Below are 15,734 nucleotides of genomic sequence, written 5' to 3'. Positions count from 1 at the left end.
AAAATAAATTTTATTCAAGAGGAATCTGACGAGAACATACTCAGATTTGTAAAATACATTGATACAGATATATTGAAAGAGTTTAATATTAATAAACCAAAAGATATAAAAGATATTTCAGAGTTTATAAAAAAATATCTTTTTATAGAGGAGAGTGAAACTACTCAGCTAAAAGATGAGGATAGGGTTCGACTTTTATATTTTTTAAACAGATATAAAAGAAAGGTTTATAATAGTGGAGTACGTGTAAAAAACAATATGTATAATAGCCCTCTGTTAAAAGAGAGAGAGGGAGAAGTAGTGGATATTTTTTACAATGAGTTTTCAAAGGAGAGTGTTGAAGTTTATTTAAAAGAGAAGTTTATAGACAGAGCTAAAATAATAAAATAAATACTAGGAGAGATTATGTTTAAAAATTTTTTAAAGGGAATTGTAATAGGTATTGCAAATGTTTTACCCGGTGTCTCTGGGGGAACGTTAGCAGTTGTATTGAACATTTATGACAAATTGACAGAGGCAGTTGGAAACTTTTTAACAGCTCCAATGAGTAAAAAAATTGAATATGCTAAGTTTTTATCTCAAATTGGATTGGGTGCAGTGGTAGGAATTGTAGTTTTTGCTGGAGTGATATCTAAAATGTATGGACTATATCCAAAAGGAACAACAGTTGCTTTTTTACTATTGATAATACCATCTATCCCAGTAATTTTAAAGGGTGAAAAATTTTTTAAAAAAGATAATTTAATCGCCTTTTTAGGTGGAGTTATTTTCACAGGAATATTCATCTATGTGACTAAAATTTTTGCAGGAGAGGAGATAGTGAGAACTAGCGAATCAGTATTCACATTTTCCTATGGAATAAAACTTTTCTTTTGTGGATTAGTTGCTGCAGGAGCTATGGTAATACCAGGAATTTCAGGTTCTCTACTACTGATGATCCTAGGGGAGTATTATAATATTTTGGGATATATAAAAAGTTTTAATATAGTACCCTTAGGAGTTTTTGCCATAGGTACTGCAATAGGTTTAGTATTGGTTTCAAAGGGAATAAATATACTGTTAAATAGGTATAGAAGCTATACACTGAATTTTATAGTTGGAATAATCATAGTCTCTTTAATTCAGATAGCTGAAACACTATTTGTATAAAAAAGGCTGACCTTTTTGGGGTCAGCCTTATTTTTTTATTATAATTTTTTTAATGCTTCTAAAGCTAAATCGTAGTTAGGCTCTTCAGTAATCTCTTTTAAGTATTCAGTATAAGCCACTTTTCCATCTTTATCAATAATGATAACAGCTCTTGAAGTCAATCCAAGCTCTTTTATATATAGACCATAGTTGTGTGAAAATTCTCTATCTTTATAATCTGAAGTAGTTATAGCATTTTTAATATCTTTAGCTCCGCAGAATCTAGTTAGTGCAAAAGGTAGATCCATAGAGATTGTTAAAATAACAACATCCTCTAATTTTGCAGCTTCTTTATTGAATCTGATAGTTTGCAATTCACAAACTGGTGTATCAATAGATGGCATAGCAGAGATAACAACTGTTTTTCCTTTTAAATCTTTTAATGAAAGAGGTGATAAATCAGTCTTTATAACAGTAAAATCAGGAGCTACATCTCCAACAATAACCTCTTTTCCAATTAATGTTAAAGGATTTCCTCCAAATGTAATAACATCTTTTCTTTCCATGATAAAACCTCCTAAGAATTTATATTAAAATTATACTCATTTGGTATACAAAATGCAAGAAAAATTTTTGAAATTTTTAACGTCATCAGCGCCACTTAAAATCATGCTTTGGAAAAGTTGATTTTTAAATGTTTCAAGAGTAACTTTAACGCCCTCTTGTCTGCCACCAATAGATCCCCAAATGATAGGTCTACCTATTAAAACTCCATTGGCACCAAGAGCTAAATATTTAAGAATATCGACACCCTCTCTAACAGCTCCATCAGCTAGAACTATAATATCATTACCAACAGCTTTAGAGATATCTTGTAAAACCTCAGCAGGAGCAAAAGTTTCATTTAAACAACGTCCACCATGATTAGATACAACAATGGCAGCAGCTCCAGCTTCAACACAAATCTTAGCTTCATCAACAGTTAGGATACCTTTTACAATAAAAGGTAGAGTAGTTGAAGATATAATCTCCTTTAAATCCTCTAAAGATTTAGGACCAACAGGTTGATTAAAAAGTTTCATTGTAACAAGTCCAGCTCCATCCACATCAACACCAACAGCGATAGCACCAGCTTCTTCAGCAATTTTTATTCTTTTTATAATTTCAGAGTTCTCTCTAGGTTTGATTATAGCAATACCTTTTCCATTTGCTTTTTTAATAGCATTGATACCAGATTCAAAGCAAGTGGGATCACCAGTATCTCCAATCATTGCAATTGTACCTGCGTCCACTGCACCTAAAACAACATCATTTGAATACTCCTCATCACTAACATACCCACCCATATTGAATTTAGTTCCAGTTATTGGAGCTACTAAAGCTGGGAAAGATAACTCTTCTCCAAAAATATTACATTTAAGTTTAGGGTTAGATACATTGTGTAAAGTTCTCATAGCAATTTTAACCTCTTTTAGCTTCTCATGGGCTCTTTGGAAGCTACCACCACTACCTGCACCACCCATACCAGGAACTTTTCCAGCGCACCAACGACCATTGCACTCTGGACATAATATACAAAACTCCTTCATTCTTTCCTTTGCATTTTTTTTAATCTCTCTTATATCCATTTCTCCTCCCAATGTATAAATAAGTCTATTTTGAACAATCTTTTGTGTCAATAATTAAAGTTACAGGGCCATCATTTAAAAGTTCTACTTTCATATCCGCTCCAAAAATACCAGCTTCAGTTTTAAATCCAAGATCCTTACATTTTTTTAGAAATTTTTCATACAACTCATTTGCCATATCAGGTTTAGCGGCATCTATAAATGCTGGTCTACGTCCTTTGATACAGTTTCCATATAGTGTGAATTGAGAAATGATTAAAAGTTCACCATCCACATCTTTTAGTCCTAAGTTCATCTTATCTTCAGAGTCATTAAAAACTCTTAAATCGGTAATCTTTTTAGCTAACCATTCAACCTCTTTTTCAGTATCTGTGTGAGTAACACCTAAAAGTACAAGAAACCCTTGTTTGATCTCTCCAGTAATTTGATTATCTACAGTGACACTCGCATGCTTAACTCTTTGTATAACAGCTCTCATAATGCAACTCCTTTTCTATTTTTATTGGTAATTATATCATAAAAGTGATATAATTATTAAGAAAAATTAAAAACTAATAATTTAAAAGAGGGATAATATGGGGAGAGAAAGAGTTTTAACAGATTTTGCAAAAGTTATTAATTCTGATAGATATCAATATACTGAGAGTGATATTTTTTTAATGGAGCATATGGAGGAAAAAGAAGCTATATTTGATATGTATTTTAGAAAGACAGAGGATGGCGGTTTTGCTGTTGTATCGGGAGTTCAAGAGGTAATTGAACTAATAGAGATTTTAAATGAAACTAGCGAAGAGGAGAAAAGGGAGTACTTCTCTAAAATAATAGAGGAGAAACATCTTTTAGAATATCTGGTGAAAATGAAATTTACAGGTAATCTTTATGCTATGAGAGATGGGGAGATTGTATATCCTAATGAACCTATAATTTCAATAAAAGCACCTTTAATCCAAGCTAAAATTTTAGAAACTCCAATTTTAAATTTGATGAATATGCAGTTGGCAATAGCAACAAAGGCATCAAGAATAACAAGAGCGGCACATCCTATTCCAGTTAGTTCTTTTGGAAGTAGAAGAGCCCATGGTTTTGATAGTGCGGTTTCAGGTACTAAAGCTTCAATAATTGGAGGGTGTTTATCTCATTCAAACTTAGTTACAGAGTATAAATATGGAGTTCCAAGTGTTGGAACAATGGCTCACTCGTTTATACAGGCCTTTGGTGTGGGTGCAGCAGCTGAAAAAAAAGCGTTTGACACATTTATAAAATATAGAAGAGAGAGAAAAGCAAACTCTTTAATACTGTTGATAGATACGTACAACACTTTAGGTATAGGGTTAAAAAACGCTATACAAAGTTTTAAAGACAATGGAATAGATGATACATATGATGGAAATTATGGGATTAGAATCGATTCAGGAGACTTGGCATATCTATCTAAAAAATGTAGAAAAGAGCTGGATTCTGCAGGATTAAAAAAAGCTAAAATATTTTTAACAAACTCTTTAAATGAATCTTTAATAAAATCATTAAAGGAGCAAGGAGCTTGTGTAGATATTTTCGGTGTGGGAGATGCCATAGCTGTAAGTAAATCAAACCCTTGTTTTGGAGGGGTTTATAAAATTGTAGAGATAGATTATAAACCTGTTATAAAACTTTCAGAAGATGTTATAAAGATTTCAAATCCAGGATTTAAAGAGGTCTATAGAATCTATGATAGAGATGGATTTGCCTATGCGGATTTAATAACTCTTGTAAATGGTGATTCGGATAAGGAGAGGTTATTAAAGGGAGAGGATCTAATAATAAGAGATGAGAAGTATGAGTTTAAATCAAGTCTATTAAAAAAGGGTGAGTATACCTATAAAAAATTGACATGTGAGTTTGTAAAAGATGGTATGGTAATGGAGGAGAGTATCCAGTTAATGGATGTATTAAAGTCAAGAGAGTACTATTTAAACTCTTTGAGTAAGATATCTGATGAGAGAAAAAGATTGGAGAATCCACATCAATATAAGATAGATTTATCTAAGGAGCTAATTGAGTTAAAATATAATCTGATTAAAGAGATAAAAAGTCAAATAAATTAAAAATAGGCTGACTCATGTCAGCCTATTATAATCATTTGTCTAAACCAACAATAAGTAATTCAGCAGTAGCTAAATTTGTAGCAATTGGAACTTTATGAACATCAGCGATTCTTATAAGTGCCGAGATATCGGGTTCATGTGGCTGAGATGTTAAAGGATCTCTAAAAAATAGAATAGCCGCGATATTATCTGTAGCTACTTCAGCACCAATTTGTTGATCACCACCTATTGGGCCTGATTTGAAGCGTTGGATTTGTAGATTAGTAGCCTCCATAATTCTAAGTCCAGTTGTACCAGTTGAAACAAGAGGGTATTTTGCTAAGATATGCTCATATTTTTGTGCAAAGCTAACCATTTCTGGTTTCATGTTGTCGTGAGCGATTAATGCTATTTTTTTCATTTTGACCTCCATAAGTTTTACTATAGACATTATACAATAAAAAATTAATATGTAAAAGGAGTAAGTGTATGAATTTTGATAAAATTAATTATATTGAGAGGAAAACAGGAGAAATAAAAACAGAAACTCCGCCTGGGGAGAGTTTTTTAAAGTTTTTATACTATAATCCATTAGGAAAGTTGCCTCTGAATTTAGTTGTTAGAAAAAAATTTTTAACAGATTATTATGGAAAAAAGATGTCTGAAAAATCATCTGTAGAGAAAATAAAGCCTTTTGTAGAGGAAAATTCAATAAATATGGATGAGTCTAAAAAAAGAGTTGAAGATTTTACATCTTTTAATGATTTTTTTATAAGAGAGCTAAAAGAGGGAGCAAGAGAGATAGCCACTGGGAAAGATATATTAGTATCTCCAGCAGATGGAAAAATATTAGTTTTCAACGATTTAAAAGAGACGTCGAAATTTTTTTTAAAAGGGGATGAGTTTACTCTAGAAGAGTTTTTAATGGATAAAGAGAAGGCTAAGAAGTTTATAGGTGGAACAATTATGATTGTGAGACTAGCTCCAGTGGACTACCATAGATTTCACTTTCCAGCAGATGGAGTTATTGGAGTATCAAAACTGATAGATGGATACTATTACTCTGTATCACCTTATGCTATAAGAAGGAATTTTAGAGTTTATTGTGAAAATAAAAGAGAGGTTTCTATCTTAAAAACAAAAGAGTTTGGAGATATTGTTTTAAGTGAGATAGGAGCTACAATGGTTGGAGGAATAAAGCAAACTTATAAAGCCGATACTTTTGTAAAAAAAGGGGATGAGAAAGGGTACTTTTTCTTTGGTGGTTCATCTTGTGTTTTACTCTTTGAAAAAAATAGAGTTGAATTTGATAAGGATATTCTAGAGAATAGCAGTAAAGGAGTTGAAACAAAAGTATATATGGGCGAAAAAATAGGAAGAGCTAAGTAGGTGGATTTGTGATAAGGCAAAAAAGATATTTTAGAAAAGGAGATATAGTAGTCTATACTCTTCTAATAGTAATTTTTTCTATATTAGGAGTTCAAATAACAAAGTTTAAAGCTTCAGATGCAGCTAATGCTGAAGTCTATGTAAATAATCAATTAAAATATGTCTATCCGTTACAGAGTGAAGAAAGAGATATATTTGTTCCCACGGATATAGGTGGAGTGAACATAAAGATAAAGGATAAAAAAATAAGGGTAACAACTTCAAACTCGCCACTGAAATTAAATGTAAAACAGGGATGGATTGGTCAACCGGGAGAGGTCATTATAGGTGTACCAGACAGATTGATAATAAAAGTGGTTGGGAAAACAAATGAGAGAACAGATGATGTGGATTTTGTAATCAAATAACAGAAAAATAAAGAGAGGAGTAAAGTTGTGAAAAAAGAGTATATACATTTCTTTATAGTAGGATTTTTATTAATTTTAATTCAGACATTTTTTCAGTATAATGAAGCCTTTAACTCTATGGCAGGACAGATGGTAAACTCCATAACTCCGTTTATATATGCTATTTTTATAGCGGTGTTAGTTAGCCCCCTTGTAAAAATATTTGAAAACAGGGTAAAAATGAGAAGATCGTGGGCAATCGGTATAAGTTTAATGATTGTTTTTCTGGTTATAATTGAATTGATTTTAATAATTGTTCCAAATATAATAAGCAGTATAACAGATTTAATCGATAAATTTCCAACGATGTTAACAAGTTTAAGCTCAAATGCAGAGCATTTAATTGATTTCTTAAAATCAAAAGATCTATTATTCTTTGATCCAAAGGAGATTGAAAACAGTTTAATAAAGTTTACCAGAACCAATCTAGGTAATTTTAAAAACCTAGCTTTTGGGTTGGGAGCTGGAGTTTTAAAGAGTGTAATGGGATTGATAAACTTTTTTATAGGAGTTTTTATCTCACTGTATCTGCTGTATAGTAAAGAGTATTTTATGGAATTTTTAGAAAATCTTTTTTTACTTTTTATGCCAAGAAATAGAGCTAAATATAGCGTTGATTTTGTACGAAAAGTAAATGACGTTTTCTTGAAGTATATCTTAGGTAGAATAATAACATCTGCTGTAGTTGGGTTTATAGTGTTCTTAGTGTTATTTATAGCAAAGGTACCTTATGCTCTATTGAGTGGTGTTATGGTAGGAATAGGAAATATGATTCCATATGTTGGTTCTATAGTGGCTGGAACAATAGCTACTTTTCTGATACTGTTGGCAGCTCCATTGAAGGTTATCTATCTTTTTGTAGCTATAGGGATAGGACAAGCGGTAGATGGATTTATAATAGGACCTAAAATAATGGAAGAATCAGTTGGTATGAGTAGTTTTTGGACTATTGTAGCTGTTATGGTTTGTGGAAGTTTTTTTGGACCTCTGGGAATGTTCCTGGGAGTTCCAGTGTTTGTAATTATAAAATTTATATATTTAGAGTGTTTAAAAAGAAGGAGTGAATAGATGAGTAAAAAGTATAGATTAATAGCGTCGGCAACAATGGGATTAGAAAGTGTTGTTAAAGATGAGTGTAAAGAGTTAGGGTTTGAAAATATAGAAACTTTTAATGGAAGAGTTGAATTTGATGGAGATGAAAAAGATATCGTGGAAGCGAATCTTCATTTGAGATGTGCAGATAGAGTTTTTGTAAAGATGGGAGAGTTTAAAGCTTTAACATTTGATAACCTATTTGAAAATATAAAAAGATTACCATGGGAGAATATTATCTCAATTGATGGGGAGTTTCCAATAAGCTGGGTAAGCTCTGTAAAGTGTAAACTATTTTCTAAATCAGATATTCAAAAAATAGTAAAAAAGGCTATTGTTGAAAGACTAAAGATGGCCTATCAAACAGATAGACTTGTTGAAACAGGTGCTCACTATAGAGTTAAGATACAGGCTCATAATGATATATTTTTAGTTATGATTGATACAAGTGGAGAGGGATTACATAAGAGAGGATACAGAAACTTAATCAATGAGGCCCCTTTAAAAGAGACAATGGCAGCAGCTTTAGTGTTATTAAGTCGTTGGAAAGGTGGAGATAGACCACTTGTTGATCCTATGTGCGGAACGGGGACTATAGCTATTGAAGCGGCTATGATAGCTAGAAATGTTGCTCCAGGGGTAAATAGAAACTTTGCTTCAGAAAAATGGGATATTATTCCAGAAGAGCTGTGGATTGATTTAAGAGATGAGGCTTTCTCTAGAGAGGACTACGATAAAGAGGTAAAAATTTATGCTTCAGATATTGATGCTGAAACTGTAGAGGTTGCAAAATCAAATGCTTTAAGAGCTGGAGTGGAAGATGAGATAGAGTTCAGATGTATGAACTTCTTAGAGCTAGAAAACATGGCAGAAAAGGGATGTATTATATCAAACCCTCCATATGGAGATCGTTTATTAGATGAGGATGCAGTGGAAAGACTATATGGACTTATGGGAGATATATTCCAAATGAGATTCCCTAAGTGGTCATACTATATAATCACTTCATATGAAAACTTTGAAAAAGCATTTGGGAAAAAATCTACTAAAAATAGAAAACTATATAATGGTGGAATAAAGTGTCACTATTATCAATACTATGGAGCTAGATAATGAATAGATTTGATTTAATAGTAGTAGGTGGAGGTCCTGGTGGAATTTTCGCAGCTATTACTGCAGCACAAAGAGGTTTTAAGGTTGCCCTATTGGAGAAAAATAAGCGTATAGGTAATAAAATATTGGTTGCTGGAAGTGGTAAATGCAATCTGACTCACATAGGAAAACCTAAGGATTTTTTAACTAAATATGGTACGAATGGGAAATTTTTAAAAGAAGCCTTAAATAAATACTCGCCAGAATCTTTAAAGGAGTTTTTTAAAGAGAGTGGCCTTCCACTGACCTTGGTGGAGGAAAGTGGAAAATATTTTCCAGAGACATTTAGTTCTTTAGATGTGGTGAACCTTTTAAGGGGTAAAATGCTAAATCTAAAGGTTGAAATAATAGAAAATCTAAAAATTGAAAAGATTGAAAAAACTTTAGACGAATTTAAAGTGAATACGGATTTAGGTACCTATCTATGCAAAAGTTTAGTTTTGGCCACTGGAGGGAAATCATATCCAGGAACAGGAACTACAGGAGATGGATATGTAATGGCAAAGGAGTTAGGTCATAAGATTATACCACCTAAGCCTGCCTTGACTCCAATATATGTTAAAGACTATATTTTTCAAGAACTTTCTGGAATAAGTTTTCAAGATGTGGAGATTATAATTTGGAAAGATAATAAAAAGGTTATTGAAAAGAGAGGACCAGTACTATTGACTCATACAAATTTTAGTGGACCAGGGATTTTAGATAACTCAAGATATGTTGAAAATGGTAGTTTTTTAGAGATAAACTATATAGACAAAGACTACGAAAGTTTAAATAGAGAGTTGATTGATGAAACAAATAGAGATGGAAAAAAAGCTATAAAAAGAGTTTTATTAAAATACTTTTTACCTGAAAGATTTGTAAAAACAGTTTTAAATAGAATTGATATAGATGAAAATTTAAAATTAGCTGAACTATCCAAAGAGAAAAGAGAGAGCTTAGCAAAATACTTGACTTCAAACAGAATGGAGATAACAAAGGTAGGAAGTTTTGAGATGGCCATGGTAACGAGAGGTGGAGTCTCTCTAGATGAGGTTAATCCCAAGACTATGGAGTCTAAAAAAGTAAAAAATCTTTATCTGGTTGGAGAGATACTGGATATAGATGGAGATACAGGTGGATACAACATTCAAGCTGCGTGTTCTATGGGAGTTTTAGCTGGAAAATCTATGAAAAAAGAGGAGAGAGAATAGATGGAAAGAGAGAATTTTATAGCATATGCTCAAGAGGTAATTTTGACAGTTTTAAAAATGACATCTACACAGTTAGATAAATTGAGAGAGATGGGCGATCTGTCAGGTGTAGAGATACTGGAAGAGAAAGTTATAGTTCCATATGAAAGAATATATGGAGCTCTTTTAGAGATGAAAATAGATAAGATGGATGATGAAGAGTTTGAATCTTTTAAAAATATGGTGGAAGAGATAAGAGAAAAAAATGAACTATCTATGGAAAAAATAGAGGAAGAGTTAGGAAAAAGAGAGTTATTTAAGGAAAAATCAGGTGCCACAGTTGTAAAAAGATTTTTTAAATATAATTTAAATAGACTTTTAGATAGAAAAGACAAGATAGTTGAAAAATACAATGAGTTAGCAGTGGAAGAGCAAAATTTAGAAAACTTATTAAAAGACACTATACAAGAAGAGGAACAATTTGATATAATTTATAAACTGCAACCAGTGAGAGAAAAACTTAGAGGTATAGAGGATAAGTACTTATTAGTTGAGAGAGATATTAATCAATTAAAAAAGAAGTTAGAATCTAAATGGCCTTATGAAATTTATGGGGTTGTTTCAGAAGAGGAACTTCTAGAAACATATAAAGAAGCTTTTAAAATGGAGGACTAGTAAGAATGGAAAAAGGATTCAAACAGATTTTAATTTTATTGGCAGTATTTATTGTCTTTTTTCTTTCGAAAAAGATGTTTGCAAAACCAAGAGTTGTATTAGGAAAAAATATGGAGGTAAGAAATATGAAACAAGTAAAATTAAACGCTAAAATAGTTACAGCAAAAGGAGATATTAATTTAGTTCTTTTCCCAGAGGTAGCACCAGTAACAGTGTTAAACTTTGCACATTTAGCAATGAGAGAGTATTATAATGGAATAAAGTTCCACAGAGTAATTGAGGACTTTATGATTCAAGGTGGAGACCCAACAGGAACTGGAACAGGTGGACCTGGATACCAGTTTATAGATGAGTTTAAAGAGGGAGTAGTATTCGATAAGAAAGGAATATTAGCAATGGCTAATGCTGGACCAGAAACAAATGGTTCACAATTCTTTATCACACACGTTGAAACTCCATGGTTAAACTATAAGCATACAATATTTGGTGAAGTTGCATCTGAAGCTGACCAAAAAGTTGTAGATTCAATAAAGCAGGGAGATATTATTGAGAGAATTGAAATTACAGGAGATGTAGAGGAGTTCTTAAAAAATGAGGAGAACGCTGAATTTACTGCTCAAATGGATGAAATTTTAGATTCTCAATTTCCAAATTTAGTTCAATACTAATTTTATAAAAGTAGGGGGAGTGAATCTCATGATAACAATTGAGAATGAAAAATTAGTTGTGCAGATAAATAGATTTGGTGCAGAACTGAAAAGTGTAGTAAGTAAAGATAGTGGGATTGAGTATATCTGGCCAGGAACTGAGGGAAGTTTTAAGAAAAGTGCTCCAAATCTATTTCCGTTTATAGGAAATATTTTAAAGGGTGAGATTGATTATCCTTTAGGAAAAGAGGAAAGAGTGACTTTACCAATGACAAAACATGGATTTGCTAGGGATTTGGACTTTGAAGTGTTAGAAATATCTAAAACAATGGCAAGATTTCAATTGAAGCCAAGCACATATACAAAAGAGAGATACCCATATAATTTCTCTTTAACAGTTGAATACATACTAGAGGATGACGTATTAAAACATAACTATATAGTAAAAAATAATGATGTGGTTGAGATGTACTATCACATTGGAGGGCACACAGCTTTTTATTGTAACTATAATGGAGATAAAAAGTTTGAAGATTACTATTTAGAGTTTGAAAAAGAGGAGTGCGAAGTCTATAAAATTGATGAGAGTAATAACTCCTTCTTGTCTGAGGTTTCAGAAAGTACAGTAGTAACAGAGAACTTTATGTTATCAAAAGAGAAGTTCTCGAAAGATGCGTTGGTATTTGTGGGTTTAAAAAACTCAGTTATAAATATAAAGCATACAAAATCTTCTCATGGAGTAGAGTTTAAATTTGAAAATTTACCAGTATTAACTTTATGGACAAGTACGGATTCAAGTGAGTTTATATGTCTAGAACCTTGGGCTGGAATAACAGATTTCACAAATGGTTCAAATAGAGTTGAGGATAAAAAAGATATTCAAAAATTAAATTCTAATGAACAAAAAAGATATTCACAAATAATTAAATTTTATTAAAAAGATAAGGGATAGCTTAAAAGATAAAACTTTTAAGCTATCCCTATTTTTGTTGGATATTATTTTCCAAAAGAGCAGTGAGGGAAGGTACAGATAGAACAATCTAGACATAACCCTCCATGACCATATGAAGCTATATCTTCAAAAGTGACCTTTTCATCGGCTAAAATTCTAGGTAAAACTAAATCAAAAGCGGTTCGCTTTGAGTGCATTACACAACCGGGTAATCCTAAAATAGCTCTTTTACCGTGATAAGCTAAAAGTAACATAGCTCCAGGGAGTACAGGTGAACCATAAGTTATTAATTCACCGCCCATTTCACGAATAGCAAGTGGTGTTCTATCATCTGGGTCAACTGACATTCCACCAGTACAAAGTATAAGCTCAGCATCACTGTTGAGAGCTTCCTGTATTTTCTCTTTTATCATCTCTTTATCATCAGAGGAAAAAGTATGATATACAACTTCACATCCATACTCTTGAACTTTTTTAGTTAAGATAGGGCCAAACTTATCCTGAATTCTTCCATAATAAACCTCATTTCCTGTGCTAATAATAGCAATTTTTTTAGGTTTTATAGGCAATATTTCAACAATATTTTTTTGGGCAATCTCTTCCATTTTAAGTATCTTACTCTCCTCAATAACTAAGGGTATAACCCGAGTACCAGCAACTTTTGTTCCCTTTTTTACAGGTGTGTTATTATGGAGAGTTGAAACAATAATCTCTCTTAGACTATTGATTTTAAAAAGTTCAGCTACATCAATCTTTAAAAGACCATCAATATCGGCAATAAAATCTATCTTCCCCTCTTTTATTGTTGAAAAACCTAATCCATTTCCAGCTATATGGTCTTTTATTCTAATTGCAGCATCATTTTCATGGAGCATTCCCTCCTCATATTCCCATACATAAAGATTATCTTTTCCAAGTTTTAAAAGTTCTGGTATATCCTCCTCTTTGATGATATGTCCCTTTTTAAAAGCAACGCCCTTAAACTCCCCAGGAACAATTTTTGTGATATCGTGGCATAAAATCATTCCAACAGCATCAACAGTTTTAACAGTTTTCATAAAAACCTCCCTAAGCATATTGTTTTATAAGGATTTTAAACTTCCCCTTTTTATTTTCTCCCAAATTTTTTTCTAAAACAAATTTCCCTTTTTTTCTAATTGTAATTATAGAGCCCACCTCTATCTGCTTATTTTTACTTTTTTCTACATTATAATTGACTAAAACATCTCCACACTCGATTAAATCCACACCTATATTTCTAGAGATATTAGCGATAGAAGCAACAATGGAATCCAATCTAAAAGAGGGTATAGTATCAGTAAACTCTTTAAATTGAATCTCTGGAATCTCTTTTGGAGATATAACACTTATTTTAGCGGGAATGCTATTTATTTGATTAAGGTTTCCCTCAATGATTTTAAAAACCTCATTTGTTGAAATGCAATAACCTATATTATCCTTGACTAGAATATCTCCCAAAGTCTCTCTCTTTAAACCTAGACTCATTATTGTTCCTAAAAAATCTTTGTGTTGTAAAGTTTTAAATTTATTGGAACAATCTATTTTAAAGTGTGTTAAAGTATGCTCTAAATCCTCTGGGTTAAAATCCTTTGGAGTGAATATAACAAGTTTCTTTTCACTGCCTTCATTTAAGCCAAAAGTTAAAGCGTTTAAGTTTATTGTTTTACAGAATTCAGAAATTTTAATCCAGATATGAGGCGGTAGAAAAACACCACCATATACGGGATAATCAATATCTAAACACAACAGAATATCCTCCCAGATAGATGCGATTAAGAACTCATCCTCTTTGGGGAAAAGATTAAAAAAATAGTTTTTATTCATGATACAACTCTCTTTCAATTTGGAATATTTTGAAAAACATAGATATATTGATTTTATAGTATAAAAACATTATACTATTTTAAAAGCTAAGAAACATTGAGTTTAAAAGGCTTTATTACACTATAATTTTTTCAAAAAGTAGCATTTTTTTTGTTGTAGCTAACAAATAGCTAACAAATAAAAAATACTATTTGTGTTATTATATCAGTTTATTAACAGCTTTGTGTAGTTCTTTTATATCTTTATGGGTATAAAATTTTTCTGTTGTTGTAAAATTACTGTGTCCCATTAAATCTTTAGTAGCTGTTTGATTAGCATCAGCATTATTTAAAAGAGTTGCAAAAGTGTGTCTACAATCATGTACTGTATGTTTGGCTGCTATTTTTTCCATAAGTGGAGAGAAGTTTAATGTTCTCCAGTTATTATATTGAAGTTTTTTTTCTCTTAAAGTTTGGAATAGATATACTTTATTATTGTCAATATACTTTTCGACAACAGTAAATATTTTATTGTTAAAAGGAATTAATCTATCTTTTCCTGCAGTAGTTTTACTTCCAGCTCTACAATATTTTTCCTCAATATTTATATCAGCTATTTTTAAATCTAGAAGTTCTCCAATACGCATACCGGTATAAATCATAATTAAAGTCATATCGGCATCACTATTTCCTCTTTTAGAAAGATCCCAAAGTTTTTCGATTTCTTCATTTGAAAAAATCATTCTTTTTACTACTTTTTCATTTCTTTTATTTATATCTATAAGTTCTGCGTAGTTTTTCTCAACCAACTCTCTTTTTAAAGCAAAGGTGTATATTTGAGTGCATAATGACTTTTTTTGTCTATTTGTAGCATATGATGTTTCATCAGCATCAAAGAGGTCTTGTAAGTTAATTAGTTTCAAATCTCTTATAGGTACATTATAAATTGGTTCAAAAGTTTTTATAAGACTCTTCTTTAGCTTTATAGTAGCCGAACTTAAAACTTTATCGTTTTGAAGTAACATCTTTTCAAAGACTTCATAGAATGTGATTTTTGCAGCGTTTAAATCAAATGGATTTTTATTGTAGTTAGCTAGTGCAAGATTAGCTTCTTTTCTCGTTTCGTAGTAGCCTAAAATCACTCTTTTTTGTCGCCCACCTTTTAGCGATACTGTTTTAACAACAATAAAAGGTCTTCTCCTTTTCCCACTAAGTTTATAAACAGATCCATATCCATTTGGGTTTCTCACATATATCATCTCCTTTATTTTAATAAAATAAAAATCATGATATAATATTGTTTTCGTCTACATTATATCATGATTTTGCGTGATTTTAATTTTCGTTCAAAACTTTTTTAACTAATTCAATATCTTTTCCTTGTTTCCACAAATTATATCTTTCTCTATTTATATAAATTTTACATCTTTTTAAGCTGCCATTTCGAGATGGAATAGCCCATGCAAAATATTGAAATTTATTTTCTTTAATCGCTTCTCTTGTCATTAAATCAGTTAATCCTAAATCACGAGCTAACTCTTTAACTGTCATTGTTGCCATACTTATC

The 15,734-nt window shown here is 31.5% G+C and carries 19 protein-coding genes; 11 read left to right on the top strand and 8 right to left on the bottom strand.

All coding sequences use genetic code 11. The annotated features are described in order from the left end of the window. Both ACMOUI_RS02900 and ACMOUI_RS02895 read left to right on the top strand, forming a co-directional pair. On the top strand, nucleotides 1-390 hold a 390-nt coding region (locus ACMOUI_RS02900; protein ID WP_418964245.1), incomplete at its 5' end, for a Mu transposase C-terminal domain-containing protein. A gap of 15 nt (nucleotides 391-405) precedes the next feature. Then, nucleotides 406-1,149 (top strand): DUF368 domain-containing protein, encoded by a 744-nt coding sequence (locus ACMOUI_RS02895; protein WP_418964244.1) that lies wholly within the window; start codon nucleotides 406-408, stop codon nucleotides 1,147-1,149. A gap of 38 nt (nucleotides 1,150-1,187) precedes the next feature. On the opposite strand, the gene tpx is transcribed toward ACMOUI_RS02895, so the two are convergent. From tpx to dtd, 3 genes are read right to left on the bottom strand one after another with little or no spacing between them, the layout of a single operon-like run. Next, complete coding sequence (gene tpx, locus ACMOUI_RS02890; RefSeq protein WP_418964243.1) at nucleotides 1,188-1,694, bottom strand: thiol peroxidase; 507 nt, start codon at nucleotides 1,692-1,694, stop codon at nucleotides 1,188-1,190. Nucleotides 1,695-1,730: 36 nt separating this feature from the next. Continuing rightward, entirely contained in the window at nucleotides 1,731-2,756 is a 1,026-nt protein-coding gene (locus ACMOUI_RS02885; protein WP_418964242.1) for an alpha-hydroxy-acid oxidizing protein, read from the bottom strand. A gap of 25 nt (nucleotides 2,757-2,781) precedes the next feature. After that, on the bottom strand, nucleotides 2,782-3,234 hold the full coding sequence (gene dtd, locus ACMOUI_RS02880) for a D-aminoacyl-tRNA deacylase (protein ID WP_418964241.1): 453 nt from the start codon (nucleotides 3,232-3,234) through the stop codon (nucleotides 2,782-2,784). Nucleotides 3,235-3,331: 97 nt separating this feature from the next. Between dtd and ACMOUI_RS02875 the strand changes: the two genes are divergently transcribed. After that, complete coding sequence (locus tag ACMOUI_RS02875; RefSeq protein ID WP_418964240.1) at nucleotides 3,332-4,840, top strand: nicotinate phosphoribosyltransferase; 1,509 nt, start codon at nucleotides 3,332-3,334, stop codon at nucleotides 4,838-4,840. Between the two features lie 31 nt (nucleotides 4,841-4,871). Here the strand turns inward: ACMOUI_RS02875 and mgsA are convergent, their stop codons facing one another. Beyond that, complete coding sequence (gene mgsA / locus ACMOUI_RS02870) at nucleotides 4,872-5,240, bottom strand: methylglyoxal synthase (RefSeq protein ID WP_418964239.1); 369 nt, start codon at nucleotides 5,238-5,240, stop codon at nucleotides 4,872-4,874. Between the two features lie 68 nt (nucleotides 5,241-5,308). On the opposite strand from mgsA, the gene ACMOUI_RS02865 reads away from it, so the two are divergent. The 8 genes from ACMOUI_RS02865 (at nucleotide 5,309) to ACMOUI_RS02830 (ending at nucleotide 12,329) form a co-directional block, all read left to right on the top strand. Continuing rightward, nucleotides 5,309-6,208 (top strand): phosphatidylserine decarboxylase, encoded by a 900-nt coding sequence (locus ACMOUI_RS02865; protein ID WP_418964238.1) that lies wholly within the window; start codon nucleotides 5,309-5,311, stop codon nucleotides 6,206-6,208. Between the two features lie 11 nt (nucleotides 6,209-6,219). Then, entirely contained in the window at nucleotides 6,220-6,615 is a 396-nt protein-coding gene (locus tag ACMOUI_RS02860) for a NusG domain II-containing protein (RefSeq protein ID WP_418964247.1), read from the top strand. A 27-nt stretch (nucleotides 6,616-6,642) separates the two neighbouring features. After that, the gene (locus ACMOUI_RS02855; RefSeq protein ID WP_418964237.1) at nucleotides 6,643-7,722 is read left to right on the top strand and encodes an AI-2E family transporter; all 1,080 of its coding nucleotides are present in this window, start codon (nucleotides 6,643-6,645) and stop codon (nucleotides 7,720-7,722) included. After that, the gene (locus ACMOUI_RS02850; RefSeq protein ID WP_418964236.1) at nucleotides 7,723-8,859 is read left to right on the top strand and encodes a THUMP domain-containing class I SAM-dependent RNA methyltransferase; all 1,137 of its coding nucleotides are present in this window, start codon (nucleotides 7,723-7,725) and stop codon (nucleotides 8,857-8,859) included. Further along, complete coding sequence (locus ACMOUI_RS02845; protein WP_418964235.1) at nucleotides 8,859-10,091, top strand: NAD(P)/FAD-dependent oxidoreductase; 1,233 nt, start codon at nucleotides 8,859-8,861, stop codon at nucleotides 10,089-10,091. Before ACMOUI_RS02850 ends, ACMOUI_RS02845 begins: the two co-directional genes overlap by 1 nt. Continuing rightward, entirely contained in the window at nucleotides 10,092-10,745 is a 654-nt protein-coding gene (locus tag ACMOUI_RS02840) for a hypothetical protein (protein ID WP_418964234.1), read from the top strand. Nucleotides 10,746-10,819: 74 nt separating this feature from the next. After that, nucleotides 10,820-11,413, top strand: a complete 594-nt coding sequence (locus tag ACMOUI_RS02835; protein ID WP_418964246.1) for a peptidylprolyl isomerase — start codon at nucleotides 10,820-10,822, stop codon at nucleotides 11,411-11,413. A 28-nt stretch (nucleotides 11,414-11,441) separates the two neighbouring features. Next, nucleotides 11,442-12,329, top strand: coding sequence for an aldose 1-epimerase family protein (locus ACMOUI_RS02830; RefSeq protein ID WP_418964233.1), 888 nt, complete (start codon nucleotides 11,442-11,444; stop codon nucleotides 12,327-12,329). A gap of 59 nt (nucleotides 12,330-12,388) precedes the next feature. Here ACMOUI_RS02830 and ACMOUI_RS02825 read toward each other — a convergent pair whose 3' ends face one another. The 4 genes from ACMOUI_RS02825 to ACMOUI_RS02810 all read right to left on the bottom strand — a co-directional run. After that, entirely contained in the window at nucleotides 12,389-13,402 is a 1,014-nt protein-coding gene (locus ACMOUI_RS02825) for a molybdopterin-binding protein (protein WP_418964232.1), read from the bottom strand. 10 nt (nucleotides 13,403-13,412) lie between these two features. Then, nucleotides 13,413-14,189 (bottom strand): YlmH/Sll1252 family protein, encoded by a 777-nt coding sequence (locus tag ACMOUI_RS02820; RefSeq protein WP_418964231.1) that lies wholly within the window; start codon nucleotides 14,187-14,189, stop codon nucleotides 13,413-13,415. A gap of 199 nt (nucleotides 14,190-14,388) precedes the next feature. Beyond that, complete coding sequence (locus tag ACMOUI_RS02815) at nucleotides 14,389-15,417, bottom strand: tyrosine-type recombinase/integrase (protein WP_418964230.1); 1,029 nt, start codon at nucleotides 15,415-15,417, stop codon at nucleotides 14,389-14,391. An 85-nt stretch (nucleotides 15,418-15,502) separates the two neighbouring features. Then, the coding region (locus tag ACMOUI_RS02810; protein WP_418964229.1) for a hypothetical protein at nucleotides 15,503-15,734 on the bottom strand (232 nt) is incomplete at its 5' end.

The sequence above is a fragment of the Cetobacterium sp. genome, assembly GCF_048470075.1.
GTDB lineage: Bacteria > Fusobacteriota > Fusobacteriia > Fusobacteriales > Fusobacteriaceae > Cetobacterium_A.
The sequence above is the reverse complement of the archived record's forward strand: the minus strand, read 5'-3'. Positions and strand labels throughout refer to the sequence as shown.

What these genes read in the sequence shown, in the direction of transcription:
- ACMOUI_RS02895 (WP_418964244.1), top strand. Translation starts at nt 406, where the DNA reads ATGTTTAAAAATTTTTTAAAGGGAATTGTAATAGGTATTGCAAATGTT.
- tpx (WP_418964243.1), bottom strand. Translation starts at nt 1,694, where the DNA reads ATGGAAAGAAAAGATGTTATTACATTTGGAGGAAATCCTTTAACATTA.
- ACMOUI_RS02885 (WP_418964242.1), bottom strand. Translation starts at nt 2,756, where the DNA reads ATGGATATAAGAGAGATTAAAAAAAATGCAAAGGAAAGAATGAAGGAG.
- dtd (WP_418964241.1), bottom strand. Translation starts at nt 3,234, where the DNA reads ATGAGAGCTGTTATACAAAGAGTTAAGCATGCGAGTGTCACTGTAGAT.
- ACMOUI_RS02875 (WP_418964240.1), top strand. Translation starts at nt 3,332, where the DNA reads ATGGGGAGAGAAAGAGTTTTAACAGATTTTGCAAAAGTTATTAATTCT.
- mgsA (WP_418964239.1), bottom strand. Translation starts at nt 5,240, where the DNA reads ATGAAAAAAATAGCATTAATCGCTCACGACAACATGAAACCAGAAATG.
- ACMOUI_RS02865 (WP_418964238.1), top strand. Translation starts at nt 5,309, where the DNA reads ATGAATTTTGATAAAATTAATTATATTGAGAGGAAAACAGGAGAAATA.
- ACMOUI_RS02850 (WP_418964236.1), top strand. Translation starts at nt 7,723, where the DNA reads ATGAGTAAAAAGTATAGATTAATAGCGTCGGCAACAATGGGATTAGAA.
- ACMOUI_RS02845 (WP_418964235.1), top strand. Translation starts at nt 8,859, where the DNA reads ATGAATAGATTTGATTTAATAGTAGTAGGTGGAGGTCCTGGTGGAATT.
- ACMOUI_RS02840 (WP_418964234.1), top strand. Translation starts at nt 10,092, where the DNA reads ATGGAAAGAGAGAATTTTATAGCATATGCTCAAGAGGTAATTTTGACA.
- ACMOUI_RS02835 (WP_418964246.1), top strand. Translation starts at nt 10,820, where the DNA reads ATGTTTGCAAAACCAAGAGTTGTATTAGGAAAAAATATGGAGGTAAGA.
- ACMOUI_RS02830 (WP_418964233.1), top strand. Translation starts at nt 11,442, where the DNA reads ATGATAACAATTGAGAATGAAAAATTAGTTGTGCAGATAAATAGATTT.
- ACMOUI_RS02825 (WP_418964232.1), bottom strand. Translation starts at nt 13,402, where the DNA reads ATGAAAACTGTTAAAACTGTTGATGCTGTTGGAATGATTTTATGCCAC.
- ACMOUI_RS02820 (WP_418964231.1), bottom strand. Translation starts at nt 14,189, where the DNA reads ATGAATAAAAACTATTTTTTTAATCTTTTCCCCAAAGAGGATGAGTTC.